The organism is Amycolatopsis sp. NBC_01488, assembly GCF_036227105.1.
GTDB lineage: Bacteria > Actinomycetota > Actinomycetes > Mycobacteriales > Pseudonocardiaceae > Amycolatopsis.
Window position 1 is genome coordinate 682,337 of record NZ_CP109434.1, and the last position, 16,861, is coordinate 699,197.

At 72.9% G+C, this 16,861-nt stretch carries 14 protein-coding genes and 2 pseudogenes; 5 read left to right on the plus strand and 11 right to left on the minus strand.

Going from position 1 to position 16,861, the window contains the following annotated elements; translation table 11 throughout:
- Positions 1 to 66: 66 nt before the first annotated feature.
- The 5 genes from OG738_RS03260 to OG738_RS03280 are packed head-to-tail and all read right to left on the minus strand — an operon-like array spanning position 67 to position 4,789.
- On the minus strand, positions 67 to 447 hold the full coding sequence (locus OG738_RS03260; RefSeq protein WP_329051086.1) for an effector-associated constant component EACC1: 381 nt from the start codon (positions 445 to 447) through the stop codon (positions 67 to 69).
- Between the two features lie 54 nt (positions 448 to 501).
- Entirely contained in the window at positions 502 to 2,220 is a 1,719-nt protein-coding gene (locus OG738_RS03265; RefSeq protein ID WP_329051088.1) for an aminotransferase class V-fold PLP-dependent enzyme, read from the minus strand.
- On the minus strand, positions 2,217 to 2,984 hold the full coding sequence (locus OG738_RS03270; protein ID WP_329051090.1) for an amino acid ABC transporter ATP-binding protein: 768 nt from the start codon (positions 2,982 to 2,984) through the stop codon (positions 2,217 to 2,219). Before OG738_RS03270 ends, OG738_RS03265 begins: the two co-directional genes overlap by 4 nt.
- The gene (locus tag OG738_RS03275) at positions 2,977 to 3,855 is read right to left on the minus strand and encodes an amino acid ABC transporter permease (protein ID WP_329051092.1); all 879 of its coding nucleotides are present in this window, start codon (positions 3,853 to 3,855) and stop codon (positions 2,977 to 2,979) included. The genes OG738_RS03270 and OG738_RS03275 overlap by 8 nt, the downstream gene beginning before the upstream one ends.
- Positions 3,842 to 4,789, minus strand: coding sequence for an ABC transporter substrate-binding protein (locus OG738_RS03280; protein WP_329051093.1), 948 nt, complete (start codon positions 4,787 to 4,789; stop codon positions 3,842 to 3,844). The genes OG738_RS03275 and OG738_RS03280 overlap by 14 nt, the downstream gene beginning before the upstream one ends.
- Positions 4,790 to 4,885: 96 nt before the next feature.
- Between OG738_RS03280 and OG738_RS03285 the strand changes: the two genes are divergently transcribed.
- Positions 4,886 to 5,869, plus strand: a complete 984-nt coding sequence (locus tag OG738_RS03285) for a Gfo/Idh/MocA family protein (protein WP_329051094.1) — start codon at positions 4,886 to 4,888, stop codon at positions 5,867 to 5,869.
- A gap of 21 nt (positions 5,870 to 5,890) precedes the next feature.
- Positions 5,891 to 6,283: a TIGR03618 family F420-dependent PPOX class oxidoreductase gene (locus OG738_RS03290; RefSeq protein ID WP_329051095.1), complete on the plus strand. Its 393-nt coding sequence runs from the start codon at positions 5,891 to 5,893 to the stop codon at positions 6,281 to 6,283.
- A 26-nt stretch (positions 6,284 to 6,309) separates the two neighbouring features.
- Here the strand turns inward: OG738_RS03290 and OG738_RS03295 are convergent, their stop codons facing one another.
- From OG738_RS03295 to OG738_RS44595, 3 genes and pseudogenes are all read right to left on the minus strand, one after another.
- A complete protein-coding gene (locus OG738_RS03295) occupies positions 6,310 to 6,870 on the minus strand; it encodes a TetR/AcrR family transcriptional regulator (protein ID WP_329051097.1) in 561 nt (186 codons plus the stop codon).
- A complete protein-coding gene (locus OG738_RS03300; RefSeq protein WP_329051099.1) occupies positions 6,870 to 8,414 on the minus strand; it encodes an acyl-CoA synthetase in 1,545 nt (514 codons plus the stop codon). Before OG738_RS03300 ends, OG738_RS03295 begins: the two co-directional genes overlap by 1 nt.
- Positions 8,415 to 8,630: 216 nt before the next feature.
- A pseudogene (locus tag OG738_RS44595) lies at positions 8,631 to 8,711 on the minus strand (winged helix-turn-helix transcriptional regulator); the annotation flags it as partial.
- Here OG738_RS44595 and OG738_RS03305 point away from each other — a divergent pair.
- A pseudogene (locus OG738_RS03305) lies at positions 8,711 to 8,917 on the plus strand (Rid family hydrolase); the annotation flags it as partial. The pseudogenes OG738_RS44595 and OG738_RS03305 sit on opposite strands and share 1 nt — an antisense overlap.
- Here the strand turns inward: OG738_RS03305 and OG738_RS03310 are convergent.
- The 3 genes from OG738_RS03310 to OG738_RS03320 all read right to left on the minus strand — a co-directional run bounded on the left by OG738_RS03310 (position 8,914) and on the right by OG738_RS03320 (position 12,994).
- Positions 8,914 to 10,116 carry a GTPase gene (locus OG738_RS03310; protein ID WP_329051100.1) on the minus strand — a complete coding sequence of 401 codons (1,203 nt, stop codon included), beginning with the start codon at positions 10,114 to 10,116 and terminating at the stop codon, positions 8,914 to 8,916. The pseudogene OG738_RS03305 and the gene OG738_RS03310 sit on opposite strands and share 4 nt — an antisense overlap.
- On the minus strand, positions 10,113 to 11,897 hold the full coding sequence (locus OG738_RS03315) for an isoniazid inducible protein IniA (RefSeq protein WP_329051102.1): 1,785 nt from the start codon (positions 11,895 to 11,897) through the stop codon (positions 10,113 to 10,115). The genes OG738_RS03310 and OG738_RS03315 overlap by 4 nt, the downstream gene beginning before the upstream one ends.
- 101 nt (positions 11,898 to 11,998) lie before the next feature.
- Positions 11,999 to 12,994, minus strand: a complete 996-nt coding sequence (locus OG738_RS03320; protein WP_329051104.1) for an IniB N-terminal domain-containing protein — start codon at positions 12,992 to 12,994, stop codon at positions 11,999 to 12,001.
- Between the two features lie 303 nt (positions 12,995 to 13,297).
- Between OG738_RS03320 and OG738_RS03325 the strand changes: the two genes are divergently transcribed.
- Both OG738_RS03325 and OG738_RS03330 read left to right on the plus strand, forming a co-directional pair.
- Positions 13,298 to 14,428: a molecular chaperone DnaK gene (locus tag OG738_RS03325; protein ID WP_329051106.1), complete on the plus strand. Its 1,131-nt coding sequence runs from the start codon at positions 13,298 to 13,300 to the stop codon at positions 14,426 to 14,428.
- On the plus strand, positions 14,425 to 16,839 hold the full coding sequence (locus tag OG738_RS03330; protein ID WP_329051107.1) for a helix-turn-helix transcriptional regulator: 2,415 nt from the start codon (positions 14,425 to 14,427) through the stop codon (positions 16,837 to 16,839). Before OG738_RS03325 ends, OG738_RS03330 begins: the two co-directional genes overlap by 4 nt.
- Positions 16,840 to 16,861 lie beyond the last annotated feature (22 nt).

A 16,861-nucleotide genomic window follows, 5' to 3' on the forward strand; every position in this document is an offset into this window, starting at 1 on the left:
CGCGTCGGCAGGCGGCGCAGCGCCGGGTCGGCGTACGACTCCGTCGCGATCAGCAGGGCGTGCCGGCTAGCCATGGCGCTGGACGAAGGCGTCGATCAGCTGCTGCCGCTCGGCCGACGTCGCCCGCTCCAGCTCCACCGTGTCACCGTCGATCGTCATCGTGATCTTGTGCTTGCCCGCCTGGCGGCCCAGCCACTCGCGCAGCGTCGCGACCAGGCCGGGGAACACGCCGCCCGCCGCGCTGAACGCCACCATGAGCGAGCCCATCGTCACCGGGTCGACGGCCTTCGCGCCCGGCGGTGCCTCGCCCGGCACCGCCCGCAGGTCGACGTCCAGCTCGCCCAGCTCCGCGCGCAGCCGCCTGGCGAGCCGGTCGAACTCCTCGGCGTCGGCCTCGTCGCCGGGCTCCAGCCGAAGCAGCGCCTCGCGCGTGTCCGGTTCGGTCATGCGCGCCATGGTGCGCTCCCGGTACGACCACCGGCAAGGCCCGATCGGGCAGCGTCAAGCGCGGATTTCGTTGAGGTAGTTGTAGATCGTGTAGCGCGTGACGTCGAGGCGCCCGGCCAGGTGGTCGACCGCGTCCTTGATCAGGAAATAACCGGCTTCGTCGAGTTCCCGGACCACCGCCGCCTTGTGCCGCTTCTTCATGAGGTCCACCGGGATTCCGGCCTTGGTCACCGCGCGGTCGACGAGGAACCGTTGCAGGCTGTCGACGTCCGGTGGGAAAGTCTCCGGCTCGCCGTTGCCACCGGCCGAAGCGGACGCGTCGACGCTGTTGACGCACAGGCAGCCGACCGCGACCCCGTCGGCGTCGCGCAGGAACAGCGTCGACGAGCGGATCGCGCGGCCGTCCGGGCCGTGGGTGCGGTAGTTCGTCAGGTCCTGCGTGGTGCCGCGGCGGACCAGGCCCAGCAGCAGGTCGGTCATCGGCCCGCCGACGCTGCGGCCGGTCAGGTCGCCCGCGATCGCGACGATCGAGTCCGGCAGCCTGCTCAGGTCGTGCAGCAGCACCTCGTTGCCGGGCCCGAGCATCGCGGCGAGGCCCGGGATCGCGGGGACCAGCGCCGTCAGCACCTCGTGCGTCGTCGCGCCCGCGGCCGGGACGACCAGCGGTTCACGGGGCTTGGTCAACGTCTCCAACGCCTCGCGGAGCAGGTCCGCCGCGGCGGCCGGCGTGGACGCGTGCGGCGACAGCCGGACGTGCTCGGGCCGCACGGTGGCGGCGATCCCCGCGGTGGCCAATGCCGCGCCGACCTGCTCGGCGGGGTGGCCGGGCAGGGTGAACGCCAGGATTCCCGCTCGCTGTTCGCGAGCCGAAACGACTTCGGCGCCGCAGGACGCCAGCACTTCTTCGAAGGCCCCGATCCGCTCGGCGATCCGCGCCGCGATGGCGCCGACCCCGGCGTCCTCGACCAGCTCGAGAGCTTCGGCGAACGCGCTGGACGTGATCGGACTGAGGTTCGAGATCGACCAGGCCTGCGCAGTGCCGTCCGGCGGGTGGATCTCGTCGTCGAACAGGCCGGGGTCGCGCGCGCCGGTCCAGCCCGACAGGACGGGGTCCATGCGCTCCAGGGCCGTGTCGCTGAGCACTGCGAACCCGGTGCCCCAGCCCGCGCGCAGCCACTTCTGGCCGCCGACGACCAGGACGTCGGCGACCTCCCACGGCGCCTCGACGACCCCGAAGCCCTGGATGCCGTCGACGACCAGCAGCCGGTCGCCGACGACGTCGCGCAGCGCCGCGAGGTCGGCGCGGAAGCCGGTGCGGAAGTCGACCGCGCTGACGCTGACCGTCGTGATCTCCGGCGTCAACGCTTCGGCGACCCGCTCAGGCGTCACATAACCGCCGGTCAGCCGACGGACGCGAAGCCGTCCGGCCTGCTCGGCGCGGGCCCACGGGTAGGTGTTGGCCGGGAACTCCGCGGCCGACACCAGCACCTCGCCGGAGCTGTGGAACGCCGCCTGGAACAGCCCGAGGCTGGTGTTCGGCAGCAGGACCGTGTGGTCGGTGTCCGAACCGGACAGCCGCGCGGCGGCGGCCTTGGCCCGGACCTCCTGCCGCATCAGCTCGTCCACAGTGGACGGACCGGCCGTGGTGGCCTGGTCGAGCAGGGCGGCCGTGGTGTCGAGCACCGCGTGCGACGGCGGCCCGAACCGGGCGAAGTCGAGGTAGCCGGCGGGCTCGTCGAACTGGAGCAGGTACCGGGGCGAAATCCGCGTCACGCGAGGATCCTCGCCAGGAACTGCCGGGTCCGCTCGTGCTTCGGCGCGCTCAGCACCTCCGACGGCGGTCCGGTCTCGACGACCGCGCCGTCGGCCAGGAACACCACCTCGTCGGCGGCCTCCGCGGCGAAGCTCATCTCGTGCGTCACGACGACCATCGTCATCCCCTCCCCCGCCAACGTACTCATCACTTCCAGCACCTCCCCGACCAGCTCCGGGTCCAGCGCCGACGTCGGCTCGTCGAACAGCATCAGCTTCGGTTTCATCGCCAGCGACCGCGCGATCGCGACGCGTTGCTGCTGCCCGCCGGACAGCTGCGCCGGGTAGGCGTCGGCGCGGTGCGCGAGCCCGACGCGGTCGAGCAGCTCGAGGCCCTGCTTGCGGGCGTCTTCGGAGCGCAGGCCGAGCACCCGGATCGGGCCCTCGACGACGTTCTCGATCGCGGTTCGGTGCGCGAACAGGTTGAACCGCTGGAACACCATGCCGATGTCACGGCGCTGGCGGGCGACGTCGCGTTCGCGCAGTTCGTACAGCTTCCCGCCGCGTTGCCGGAAGCCGATCGGCTCGCCGTCGACCCAGATCTGGCCGGCGTCGATCGTCTCGAGCTGGTTGATGCAGCGCAGGAACGTGCTCTTCCCGGCGCCGGACGGGCCGAGCAGGCAGACGACCTGTCCCTTGTGGACTTCGAGGTCGATGCCGCCGAGGACTTCGGTGTGCCCGTAGGACTTCTTGACGCCGACGGCACGCAGCAAGGGCTCAGACACGGGCACTCCTCACCAGCGGCACGCCGCGCAACGCCTTGCCGGCGCGGGCGAGCGGCCCGCGGTCGGCCTGCCCGAACGAGCGTTCCAGGTAGTGCTGGCCGACCCCGGCGACGGTCACCACGACCATGTACCAGACGGCCGCGGCCAGCAGCGTCTCCATCACCAGCAGGTTGTTGGACGAGATGTTGTTGGCCGCGTGGATCAGCTCGGTCACGCCGATCACCGACGCCATCGACGTGCCCTTGAGCATGTTGATGAAGTCGTTGCCGGTCGGCGGGATGATCACGCGCATCGCCTGGGGCAGCACGACCCGGCGCAGCGTCGCGGCCGGCGTCATGCCGATCGACTTCGCCGCCTCGGTCTGGCCGCTGTCGACGCTGTTCAGCCCGGCGCGGACGATCTCGGCCATGTACGCGCTTTCGTTGAGCGCCAAGCCGAGGAACGCGGCGGTGAACGCGCTGATCAGCACGTTCGTCTGCTCGTGGACCAGGAACGGGATGTCGATCACGGGGAAGACGAGCGCCAGGTTGTACCAAAGAAGGATCTGGAGCAGCACGGGCAGGCCGCGGAAGATCCAGATGTACCCGGCGGCGAACCACCGGGCAACCGGGTTGGCGCTGCGGCGCAGCAGCGCGATGACGATGCCCAGCACGATCGCGACGGCCTGGGACAGCACCGCCAGGACGACGGTGTTGAGCAGGCCGGTCGCCATGATGCGGTAGAAGACGAAGTCCGGGACCTGGCTCCACTCGATCTGCGCGTTGCCGAGGGCGATGCCCAGCAGCACGAGCAGGGCCAGGATGACGACGGCGGCGACCCAGCGTCCCCAGTGCCTCAGCCGGACGATCGGAAGTGGCTCAGGAGCCGCCATTGATGACCGCCTTTTCGATGGCGCCCTGCTCGACACCCCAGGCCCGCAGGATCTTGCCGTAGGTGCCGTCGGTGATCAGCGCCTGCAGGGCCTTCTGCACGGAGTCGCGCAGCGCCGTGTTGGTCTTGTTGACGCCGATGCCGTACGGCCCGCCTTCGATCGGCTCGCCGGGGACGACCTCGAAGAACTTGCCGTCGCCCGCCGTCCGCGAGATGTAGACGGCGCTGGGGAGGTCGTTGAGGATCGCGGCGACGCGGCCGGTGCGCAGCTGGTTCTGGTTCTGGTTGTCGCTGTCGGTCGCGGTGACGTTGACCGCGGGCTTGCCGGCCTGCGTGCACTTGGTGCTCTGCTCGGCGGCGAACTTCTGGTGGCTGGTGCCCTGCACGACGGCGACGTTCTTGCCGCACAACGTGTCCGGGCCGGTGATGCCGTCCGGGTTGCCCTTGCGGGTCATGATCGTGATGCCCGAGGTGAAGTAGTCGACGAAGTCGATCTGCGCCTGGCGGGCCTTGGTGTCGTTCATGCCGGCCATGGTCAGGTCGACGCGGCCGGACTGGAGGCTGGTGATGAGCGAGCCGAACGCCATGTCCTGGTGGGTCACGGTGACACCGAGCTTGGCGGCGATCGCCTTGGCGAGGTCGACCTCGTAGCCGATCGGGGTCTTGCCGTCGGCGGCGTAGAAGTTGTTGGGCGCGGACTGCAGGTTCGACGCCAGGTGCAGCCCCGCTTGCTTGACGTTGGCCGGCAAGGCCGCGTTGAGCTGGGCGTCCTTCTGCACGCCCTGGACGATCGCGGAGGTGTCCGGGATGCCCGAGGCGGGCGCGCCGGCGGCCTGCGACGTCCCGCCCGCGCCGTCCGGACCACCACCGCAGGCCGTCACCAGGACGGCCAGGCTCGCGAGCAGCACTGCCTGTGCGGCACGACAACGGGACATAACGGACCTCCACTGTTCGGCTGGCCGGAACAGTACAACTCGTTGTTGAAGAGGTCAACTGTCTGTTGAAATCTGTTTCGGTGCTAACTTGCGCGGATGAGCCTGCGGATCGGCATCCTGGGTGCGGCCCGGATCGCGCCCACCGCCCTGGTCAAGCCCGCTTCTTCCAGTTCCGAAGTCGACGTCGTCGCGGTCGCGGCGCGGTCCCTCGAGCGCGCGCAAGCGTTTGCGGCCCGCCACGACATCCCCGTGGCACACGCGTCGTACGAGGCGCTGCTCGCCGACCCGGCGGTCGACGCCGTCTACAACCCGCTGCCGAACGGCCTCCACGGCCGGTGGACGCGGGCCGCGCTGGAGGCGGGCAAGCACGTGCTGTGCGAGAAGCCGTTCACGGCCAACGCGGCGGAGGCCCGCGAGATCGCTCGCCTGGCCGCGGATTCCGGCCGCGTCGTGATGGAGGCGTTCCACTACCGCTACCACCCGCTGGCGTTGCGGGTGGAGGAGATCGTGGCGTCGGGCGAGCTGGGCACGGTGGAGCGCGTGGAGACGGCGTTGTGCTTCCCGCTGCCCAAGTTCTCGGACATCCGTTACGACTACGCCCTGGCAGGCGGCGCGACGATGGACGCGGGCTGCTACGCGGTCCACATGGCCCGCACCTTCGGCGGCGAGACGCCGTGGGTGGTCTCGGCGTCCGCGAAGCTGCGTTCGCCCGAGATCGACCGGGCGATGACGGCGGAGCTTCGCTACCCGTCGGGCCACACGGGGCGGGTGGAGTGCTCGATGTGGTCGTCGTCACTGCTCAAGATCAGCGCGAAGGTGGTGGGGTCGCGGGGCTCGATCCGGGTGGTGAACCCGGTGATGCCCCAAGGCTTCCACCGCATGCGCGTCGAGGTGGACGGCATCCCCCGCGCGGAGCGGTTCCCGCGGAGGGCGTCGTATTCCTACCAGCTGGACGCGTTCGCGGCGGCGGTCCTGCGAGGCGAACCGGTGAAGACCTCGGCGGCCGACGCGATCGAGACGATGACCGTGATCGACGAGATCTACCGCGCCGCGGGGTTGCCGTTACGCGAACCGAGCTGAGCACGGACTAGCGTGGGCGGCATGAAGATCGACCGCGGCGCGGACTTCCGCGCCTTCTGGACCGAGCGCCGGCTGGCCACCCTGACCACGGTCCGCCCGGACGGCACCCCGCACGTCGTCGCGGTCGGCGTGACCGTGGACTTCGACGCCGGGCTCGCGCGCGTGATCACGTTCTCGACGTCGGTCAAGGCCAAGCTGATCCTAGCCGCGGGCACCGACGGCGTCCCCGTCGCGGTGTGCCAGCTGGACGGCCCGAAATGGTCCACTTTGGAGGGACGCGCGGTGCTGCGCGACGACCCGGAATCGGTGCGGGACGCGGAAAACCGCTACGCCGCGCGCTACCGGCAGCCCAAGCCGAACCCCCAGCGCGTGGTCCTGGAGATCACCGTCGGCCGGATCCTCGGCAACGCCTGAAGAGGTCGTGAGTGAGAAACAGTGTGCTAACCCTGTTTCTCACTCACGACCGCGCGGGCGTGCACCAGGCGCGTGTACTCCGCCAGGAGCGTCGCCAGCTCGCTGTGTTCGCCCGCCGACGCCAGCTGCTGGTGCCCGACCAGCATCGCCATGCCCAGCGACGTCAGCGTCCGTGCCAGGTCGCCGTCGCCGACGATGCCCTTGACCGCTTTGCCGACCGTCCGCAGCCGCGCGGCGTCGACGCGTTTCTGAGCCGCTCGCACGGTTTCGTCGTTGGCCGCCCACGCGCGGATGGCGGCTTCGGCCTCGTGCGGCAGCCCGAGCGTCAGGTCCATCAGCGCGGCGAAGTCCGCCGACGGGCCGCCGCGGCCGAAGTTCCGCTCGCGCAGGATGAGCACCTGCCGGTTCTCCCAGTGGTCCAGCAGCTGCGCCACGAACCCCGGCCAGCCACCGAAGTGGTGGTAGAACGACCCGCTCGTCACGCCGAGGTCGCGGCAGAGCCTGCCGACGTTCAGCTCGGTGAACCCGTGCTCCGCCAGCACGTTCAGCGCGGCCGCGAAGTACGCCTGCCGCGTCACCGAGGGCATCAGACGTTCCGGTCCCGGTCCCGCCAGTACGGCTGCCGCAGCGAGCGCTTGAGGATCTTTCCGGTGGCGTTGCGCGGCAACGCTTCCACGACGTCGACGCTGCGCGGGCACTTGTAGTGGGCCAGGCGCTCGCGGCAGAACTCGATGAGCTTGTCGGTGTCGAGCTGGTCGCCGGCGACGACGGCCTTGACCTGCTCGCCCCACCGGTCGTCCGGCACGCCGATCACGGCCACCTCGACGACGCCGGGGAACTCCGCGACGACGCGCTCGACCTCAGGTGAGTAGACGTTCTCGCCGCCGGTGATGATCATGTCCTTGACGCGGTCCTCGAGGAACAGGAACCCGCCGTCGTCGAGGCGCCCGACGTCACCGGTGCGCACCCAGCCGTCCACGATGGTCTCGGCGGTCGCCTCCGGCTTGCCGAGGTAGCCGGCCATCCGCTGCTCGGTGCGGATCCAGACCTCGCCGACCGCCGCGTCCTCGAAGGTCACCGGGTCGACGATCCGGACGTCCACACCGGACAGTGCGGTGCCCGCCGACGCCAGCCGCTCGGGGTGCGCGGCGTCGCGGTGCGCCTCCGGGTCCAGCGCGGTGACCGCGCCGGACAGCTCGGTCATGCCGTAGACCTGCGCGAACTTGACGTCGGGCCAAGCCGCGAGCACCGTGCGCAGCAACGGGAGCGGCATCGGCGACGCGCCGTAGCAGAGGTACTTCAGCCGGGAGAACGCCTTGAGAGCCGCTTCGCCCGCCTGCGCGATCCCGGCGACCACGGCGGGCACCAGGAAGGCGTGCGTGATCCCGGCCTGCAGCGCCGCGAACAGCGACGCGGCATCCGGCTCGCGCGTGAGGTACGACGGTTCGCCGTAGAGGAAGCCGGAAACGGCGTAGCAGCTGCCGCCGACGTGGAACAGCGGCATCGCGACGAGGTTGACGTCGCCCGGGCCGATCGGGAACGCCGTCCCGGCGGCGAGGCCGTGGGCGAGGACACTGCGGTGGGTCAGCACCGCGCCCTTGGGGAAGCCGGTGGTGCCGCTGGTGTACATGATCAGGACGCCGTCGTCCGTGTCGAGGCCGGACCCGGTGTGCGGCGCGGCGCCACTGAGGAACGGCTCGTACTCGTCGTGCTCGCCGCCGACGACGACCACGCGCTCCAGCGCGGGCAGCCGGTCGCGGATCGCGTCGAGCGCGGGCACCAGGTCGGCGCCGACGAAGACCACCTTCGCGCCCGCGTCCTTGAGGACGTAGGCCAGTTCGTCGCCGGAGAGCCGCCAGTTGACCACGGCGTTGGCGGCACCGATCCCGGCCGCGGCGAAAGTCGTCTCCAGGCAGGCCGGGTGGTTCTTGTCGACGAACGCGACGCGGTCGCCCTTCCCGATCCCGGCCACCGTCAGCGCCCCCGACAGCCGCCGGACGCGCTCGTCGAGGTCCGTCCAGGTCCACGACCGGTCACCGAAGATCAGCGCGGTGTCCTGCGGGCGTTCGCGCGCCCAGTGCGTGAGGAGGTCGCCGAACAGCCGGACCCGGGGGCGGACGTCTTCGGGCATGGCGGGTTCCTCCGGCCGACGCTGGACCATAGACCGGTCTATGGTGCGTCGGCCCCGGCGCGGAGTCAACACCGGACAGCGACCGACGAGCCGTCGCCGCGATCGGTTTCTTCTTGCCGCGTCAGGCTTCGAACCGGCGCCGGGCCGCCTCGATGTCGCGAGGAACCGCTGCGTCCAGCCGCACATGCTGTCGACGGTCGCGCGCAGGCCCTGCCCCGGCGAGGTGAGGGTGTACTCCACCCGCGGCGGCACGGTCGGGTGCACCTCGCGCTCGACGAGGCCGTTGCGCTCCAGCATGCGGCGGTTCGTTCGACGACGTCGTGAAGCTGACGCTCTACGTGGTCGGCTGGGCGCCGGACAAGATGCCCGGACTCCTGGCCGGGATCGCGCGCGCCGCCGAAAAAACTGGGGACGACCGCGAAGCCCCCGGCCACCCTGATCGGCGTCGCCGCGCTGGCGTCCCCGAGCACCTGGTCGAGGTCGAAGCCACTGCCGCCCTCTAGCCGAACAGCGCCAGCAGGCCCTCGGCCGACCGCACCACGACGTGCGCCGCCGCGCGTTCCGCGTGCGGGCGGTCGGGCCGCTCCGCCTCGTGCCGCCAGCGGCGCAGCGCGTCCAGGCCGGCGTCGTAGATGTCGCCCGGGTCCGCGTCCGCCTCCAGGCCGAGGCGGTCGGCCGGGGCCGTGCCCTCGGCGCCGAGCAGGCGGCTCGCCTCCTCCGCGGGCTCGCCGGACAGCGCGGTCCGGCCGCCGCGGATGTCCGCGATCAGCCGTAGCTCGCGGAAGTCGTGCGCGGCGGCCGCGAACCGCTCCACCCGGGACACCAGGCGGTCGCCACCCGGGCGGGGCTGGGCCGCCAGCAGGGCTTCGAGCCGGATGATCGCCGTGCGGGCCTTCAGCGCTTCGGCCCGGGCCACGAAGCACCCCGCCAGCGTGTCCCGCAGCTCGCCGAGGCCGCTGCGGCGGACCAGCTCCGCCGACAGCTTGACGCGGTCGTCGCAGCCCGTGCGGATCAGCGTCAGCGCGAGCCGGACGCCGAACAGCCCGAACCGCACCACCAGCGACCGCCGCGTCTCGACCGGGATCGGGCCGGGGAACGCCGGATCGGTGAACGAGTCAACCGAAAGCACGTGCCGTTCCAGCTCTTCGCGCGGCACCGCGGCGAACGCGGCCAGCAGGTCGAACTCGTCGTCGCGCAGGGACCGGCCGCCGTACGCCAGCTGCCCGGCGACGGCGATCACGCCCAGGAACCCGGTGCACAGCGGATCTTCGCGCCAGGCCCGCCGCGCGAGCTGCTTCGCGGTCAGCAACGCGTCGATCCGGCCCGCGCCGACCTCGTCGGCGCGGGAGAGCACCAGCACCGAGTTGACCGCGCTCTGCCGCGCGAAGGCCGAGCCGCCCGGCTGGTGCGCCGCGGCGAGTTCGTCCGGTTCGAGGTGGCGCACGAGCCGGACCGTCGCGTCCGGGAACTCGTCGGCCGGGCCGGGATCGTCCAGCAGTACGAGGTCACGCAGGGCACGGGTCGGCCACTCGCCCAGCGCGGCGGCGAGCGTCGTCTTTCCCGACGACGGCGCCCCGGCGAACGCGACGCGCAGCGGCTGCTCCAGCCGGTTCAGGCAGTCGTGGAGGAGCGCCGACGCACGCGGGTCGTCGCGGTAGAGACCGGCCGCGGCGTGCAGCAGGTCGCGGACGTCCCGCGTCACGCCGAAAGCTCCCGCCGCTTCCGCCCGGCGATCGTGCCCAGTTCCCCCGCCCGCTGGTGCAGGCCCGCGAGCCGATCGATCTCGCGTCTGATGTGGACAGTCCGGCGCTCCCGCTCGGCCGTGCCGGCCATGATCGTCTCACGCTCGCGCGTCAGCTCGTCCGCGAGATCCTCGGCCAGGCCGGTGAAGTGGTCGCGCAGCCGCCGCTGCACGACCCGGATCGCGTCACGGAACTCCTTGCTGTACCTGATGAAGACGTCGTCGACGTGCCGTTGCGCCGCCTGCTTCGCCACGGCCTGGCGGCGCTGCAGCCGCATCCCGCCCTCGTCGCGGATCGTCTTCACGGCGAACGCCGCGCCCGCGCCGAGCGAGATCGGGTTGATCAGCTGCAGCCCCAGCCAGGGCAGGCTGGTGATCAGGCCGAACATCAGCACGCCACCGTAGGACCCGCGCAGGCCGGTGAAAGCCTGGTGGCCGATCTTGAACTTCTCGATCTTGGGCCGCCGGACGTCGTCGAGCTCTTCGGCGCCCGAACCGTCGAGCGGCAGGTCGGGCAGCGCGTGGTCGTACTGGGCGCCGAAGCACGCCGCGACCGCCTGCGCGACCCACTGCGCCCGCTCGGCCAGCCAGGAGTAGTTCGTTTCGACCGCTTCGGTCAGCGCCTCGTCCAGCCAGGCCGCGAACTCTTCCCAGACCTTCACCGGGTCGCCCTCGTCGAAGGTCTGGTCGATGGTGGTGACGATCTTGCGCGTGCGCTCGCGCAGGTCGTACTCGACGTCGGCCATCAGGTCGGTGATCTCGTCGGACAGCAGGTTCTGCCACCGGGTGTTCTTCCGCCGCAGGTCGTCGGCACGGCGTTGCGCGCGCTGCAGCAGCGCGGCCTGGCCGAGGCCGGCGTCCTGCCCGGCGGCTTCGACGCGGTCGCGCAGCGACTCCACCAGCTCGGCGGCCGCGGCGCGCACGCCGACGGCGGCGAGCAGCGCGCGGGACTGCTCCGGCGGCCGCGCAGCCTGCTCGGCGATCCAGGTGAGCAGCTCGGGGAAGCCCGAACGCGCGTTGAGCTCGGCGTCACCGCTCTTCGCGGCGGCTTGGCGCACGACGGCCGAAACCGGCAGGACGGGCGCGTCGATCCCGGCTTCGGCGAGCATCGCGCGGTCGCGTTCGGCGACGGCGCGCCACCCCGGGCAGGCGTCGATCTTGGTGAGCGCCAGCACGACGTGCGGGCACCAGGTGCGGACGTGCCGGGCCAGCGCGAGCTCGGCGGCGCTCAGCGGCGCGGTCGCGTCGGAGACGAGGATCACGGCGTCCGCTTCGGCGAGCAGGTCGAGCGCGGCGGCGGTGCGCGGCGACCGCGGGTCGCCGACCGGCGGGGTGTCCACCAGCACGAGCCCGGCGGACAGCAGTTCGCGGGGCACGCCGACCTCGACGCGGCTGAGCGTGCCGGCGGGCCGGGCGCCGAGCTCGCCGGTGAGCCGGTCGACCGCGACGGGGATCCGCTCGAGGGAGCGGCCGACGAGGGTCGCGGCGGGTTCGGCGGCGTAGCCGATCTCGGTCGGCACCTCGGGAGTGGCGGCGTCGCCGACCGCGCACACGGGCGCGTTCAGCACGGCGTTGAGCAGGTACCCCTTGCCCTGCTTGGGGAAGCCGAGCACGCCGAGGCGGATCTGCCCCTCGGGGGCGTCACGTCGTCTGCGGAGGCGCTCGGCGAGATCGGCGCGGCCGTGGGTGCGGCACGCGTCCAGCGTCTCGTTGAGCACTTCGAGCCAAGCCGGTGCGGTCACAGCGGAAGAGTGTCCCCGGTTTACTCCCCGTGCGCACACCGGGTGCCCGTCCCGCGGCTGCACCCAGACCGCGGGACGGGCACCGGTGACCGGTTCGGGGATCAGTGCCCGATGTGGATGTCGTTGTTCGACGCGATGTCACCGATGTGCAGGTTGCCCAGCGCGTTGTGGCTGACGTCCGACACGTCGGAGACCACGTCGTGGACGGCCGAAGCGTTGCCGCTGGCCAGCTCGCCGACCTGGCCGACCGCGTTGTGGTCGACGTTCACGCCGGTGGCGTTCGTCACGACGCTGGTGACGTCGCCGAGGCCGTGCGCGGCGTGCGAAACCTCGTTGGTGACGTGCTTGACGTCGAGGTCGCCGGCGCCGTGGAGGATGCCGGAGAAGTCGCCGACCTGGCCGACGACCGAGCTCACGGTGTGGTTCAGGTCACCGCTGACGTCACCGACGTGCGAGGCGGCCTCGTAGACCGGGGTGACCGCGTTGTAGGACGCGTTGTTCACCACGGCGTCGCCGAGGTGGCCGGCCTGCTCGACAGCACCGACGACCGCGCTGTGGTCGACGTCGGTGACCGAGTACACGAGGTTGCCGGTGACCTGGACCGCGTCCAGGCTGGAGCCCAGGTCGCCACCGGTGCCGAAGTCGCCCGCGAGAGCGGTGACGCCCGCGGCGGTGGTGGTGAGGTCGTTCACGCCCGGCAGCGCGCCGACGCCCGGGACGGCCGGCAGGCCGAGGTCGCCGACACCCGGCAGCGCGCCGGTGCCGAGGTCGCCGACCGCCGGCAGCTCCGGGACGGCCGGCAGGCCGAGGCCCGCGGTGAGGGCGGTGAGCTGGTCGATCGCGCCCTGGATGCCGGTGGCGTCGGTGCCGACCGCGGACAGGTCGCCCACGGCGGGGAGGCCGCCGACGGCCGGGAGGCTGTCGACCGGGACGAAGTCGAGCACCAGCGGGATGACCTCGTGCACGTCGGCGGCGCTGACGTCGCCGAGACCGGCGGCAGCGAGTACGCCCTGCGGGTCCGTCCCGAAGGCCGCGAGCGCGGTCGGGTCGTTGAGCAGGTTCAGCGCGAAGTCGTGCAACGTCTGCACGGAGTCCATGGGGAATTCTCCTGATCCGGTGGTTCGGGGGACGGCAGCGACCGCAGGGACCGCTGCTCCGACATCAAGTTAGGGAGCCGGTACCCCCACGCACATCGGGGATCACTCCGAGTTGCAGGCCAGTCAGCCGATAGGGGATCGATATGTCATCGTTAGGGAGTTAGGGGCTCATCCGAGACGCGCTCAGTTGGGTTAAATCCCTCCAGCTACTTGCTTGACTAACCCGTTTGGGTGAGGATGCCCCGAGCCCTAGGGGGATTCCGCGCCCCCGTTCGGCCCCCGCGAGGTGAGGAGGAAGCGCCGTTGTCCTACGTCCTCGGGATCGATGTGGCACAGGGCCGGACCCACGCCGCGACCTGCCGCCGCACCCGCCCCGGCTGGGGCGACCCCGAACCGCTCTGGCTGGGTGAACGGACCCCGGCCGCCGCGTCCGCGCTGTTCGTGGACGACGAGGGGTACCTGCTGACGGGGGACGCGGCCGCGCAGGCGGGCGCCCGGGTCCCGTCCCGGCTGCTCACCGGCTTCCACCGGCGGGTCGGCGACGACGTGCCGATGCTCGTCGAGGGCGAGCCGTTCCCGCCCGAGACGCTGACCACCGTGCTCGTCGAAGGCATCGCCGAGCACGCCGCGAACCAGTTCGGCGGCGCCCCCGACCACCTGGTGCTGACCCACCCCGGCGACTGGGGCGGCTACCGCCGCGACGTGCTGCGCCGCGCGCTGGCCGACGCCGGGTTCCCCGCGGTCACGCTGGTCCCCGGCTCGATCGCCGCGCTCGGCGCGCACCTGCCCGTCCCCGGCCCCGGCGCGACCGCGGCCGGGGTGTGCGAGTTCGGCGCCGACGGCGTGAACGTCACGCTGGCCACGGCGACCGGCGCGAGCGGCTGGCAACCGGCCGCGAGCGCCGAGGGCGTGGCCCCGGCGGCGGCGCTCAGCACGCTCTTCGCCCTCGCCTCCGCGGCGTCGACATCCCCCAAGGGACTGGCCGGCGTCGTGTTCTGCGGCGACGTGCCGCCGCACGCCCTCCCGGCCCGGCCACCGTGCCCGGTGTTCGCGGGACCGGTTCCGCCGGCGGCCGCCGCACTCGGCGCGGCTGCGCTCGCGGCGCTGCGCGTCGACCACCGGGGTGCCCCGCACGAACCCCCCGCCGTCGAGACCACCCTGCTCCCCCAGGTGGACACGCTCGGTGACCTCGGCGAGCGGCCGCCCCGGCCGCCGGTCGAGATCACGCCGTTCGAGCTGCCCGAGAAGACCGGCCCGATGAACCTGTTCCGACGGCGGCGCCCCCTCGCCGCCGCGGTCCTCGTGCTCGCCGCGGCCGTCTCCGCCGTGGTGATCACCCTCACCGCCCGCGAAGCCACCGCCGGCCCCGACCAGTCCCCCGCCCCGAGCCACTGCGCCCGCCCCGGCGCCCCCTCCGGTGAAGGTCACTGTTGAACACTCTGCTCACGCAGGTCCCCCCGCTTCGCACCGTCCACCCCGCGGCCCGGCAGCTGCTCGACCAGGTCGCGGCCGAGCCGGCCGAGCCGCTGCGGCTCGCCGTCGTCGCCCCCGGCGGGTACGGCAAGAGCGTGCTGCTCGCCGCGCTCGACCGCTGCTACCGCGCGGCCGGCGTCGACGCCCTGCTCGTCGACGACGCCGATCGGCTGGCTCCCGACCAGCTCGAGGAGCTGCTCACCGGCGCCGACGGGCCGATCGTCGTCGCGCACCGGCCGGCCGCGGTCGCGTCGGGCTGGACACTGCTGCAGCTCGGCCCGCTCGGCGTCGAGGACGTCGCGCGGCTGATCTCGGCCGTGACGGGCTCACCCGCCGACCCGGCGGCCGCGGCCGAGCTGCACGCCCGCAGCGGCGGGGTGCCCCGGCTGGCCGAGCGCGAGCTGCTCGGACGGCTGGAGGACTTCCGGCCGGAGCTGGACGAGCTCGACGACGACGTCCTGCGCTACCTGATCGCGGCCGAAGCCGGGGCGGGGCGCAACCTCGACCTGCTGTGCGCGCTGCTGGACCGCGGCCCCGACCAGCTGCCCGCGATCGTCGACGCCGCCCGCACGACCGGGCTGCTCGGCCCGGACGACGCGCTGCTGCCGCTGGCCGCGGCCGCCGTCCGCGACTTCGGGCCGCCCGCGCGCCGGCTGACGACGGTGCAGCGGCTCGTCGAACTGCAGCTGGCGAACGGCCTTCCGGTACTCGACCTGGCGCGCTCGCTGCTCGGCACGGGCAGCGCCGGCACGTCCGCCGCGGCCGCGTTCGCCGCCGCGGCCGCCGAAGCCCTGCCGTCCGACGCGCGGCTGGCGACCCGGCTGTTCGAAGCCGCCGCCGAGGCCGGCGACCGTTCGTCCGCCGTCACGGCCGGCTGGGCGCGCGCGGCCGCGTTGTCCGGCGACCTCGACACGGCGCTGCGCCTCGGCGACGGGATGCTCGGCGCGGCCGACCCCGAAACCGGCGCGGCCGGCGCGGCGATCGCGGCCACCGTGCTGGCGCACCGCGGCGAGCTGGCCCGCAGCGCGGAGCTGTACCACTGGGCCGCCCGCACGGCCGACCCGGCGATTCCCGCGCCGGCCCCCGGCTGGCCCGGCGCCGACGCGTTCGCGGCGACGGCGCTGGTCGGCACGGGCGACCTCGACGGCGCCCGGCGGCTCCTCGACTCTCCCGCTCCCGGCGTCGCGCCGACGTTGTTCGCCGGCGCGGCCACCCGGATGGCCCGCGGCATCGCCGATTCGGTGTCCGGCTGCGCGACGGAGACGTTGTCGACGCTGCTCGGCGCGGCGGCGATGCTGGAGCCGGCACTGGGCGGCACGCTGCTGCCGGACAGCCCGGCGGCGCTGGCCGCGCTCGCCGCGGTGCACACCGGCGAGCTGGCGCTGGCGGAGTCGGTGCTGACCCGCGCCCTCGACGGCGGGATCGGCGGCGACCTGCTGGCGGTGCGGCACCGCCTGCTGCTGGGCTGGGTCGCGATGACGGCGGGCGACCTCGCGAAGGCGGCCGAGCACCGCGACGCCGTGGCCGGCCAGTCGTTGGAAGCACGCGACGAGTTGTTCTTCGCGACGCTGGAACTCGGGCTGGCCCGCCGCGCCAGCGACCTGGTCGGCTTGCAGCGGTCGTGGAACCGCGCGTACCAGGCGTCGATGCGGCAGCAGACGGACCTGTTCACGCTGCTGCCGCTGGGCGAGCTGGCGATCGCGGCGGCCCGCACCGGCGCGTTCGCGAAGATCTCGGGCCAGCTGGAACGCGCCCACAGCCTGCTGGGCCGCCTCGGCGAGCCTCCACTGTGGACGGTCTCCCTGGTCTGGCACGAGCTGCACGCGGCGATCACGCTGGAGGACGCGGAAGCGGCGAAGGCGCACCTGGCGACGTTGACGAGCCACGCCCACTGCGGCCGCCACCCGGCGGCCCTGGCAACGGCGGCCCAGTGCTGGCTCTCGGTCCTGAGCGGCACATTCGCCCCGGACGCGATAGCCACGGCGGCGGCCGAGATGCACGACCTGGGCCTCTGCTGGGACGCGGCCCGCCTGGCCGGCCAGGCGGCGATCCGCACATCCGACCGCAAGGCGATGGTCCAACTCCTGGAGGCGGCCCGCCAGTTCCAGGGCACGGCGGCCCGCCGAGAGCCGGGAACAACCGAACCCGCGGCGGCGGGCACCGGCCTGGCGGCGCTGAGCGAGCGCGAGCTGGAGGTGGCCCGGCTCGTCGTCGAGGGACTGACGTACAAGCAGGCGGGGTCCAAGCTGTTCATCTCCGGGAAGACGGTGGAGCACCACATGGCCCGGATCAGGGGAAAGCTCGGGGCGGCGGACCGGCGGGAGCTGCTCGCGACGCTGCGCGAGCTGCTCTCCCGCCCGGACGCCTCCTGAGCGACACCCTCCGGCAGCCTGG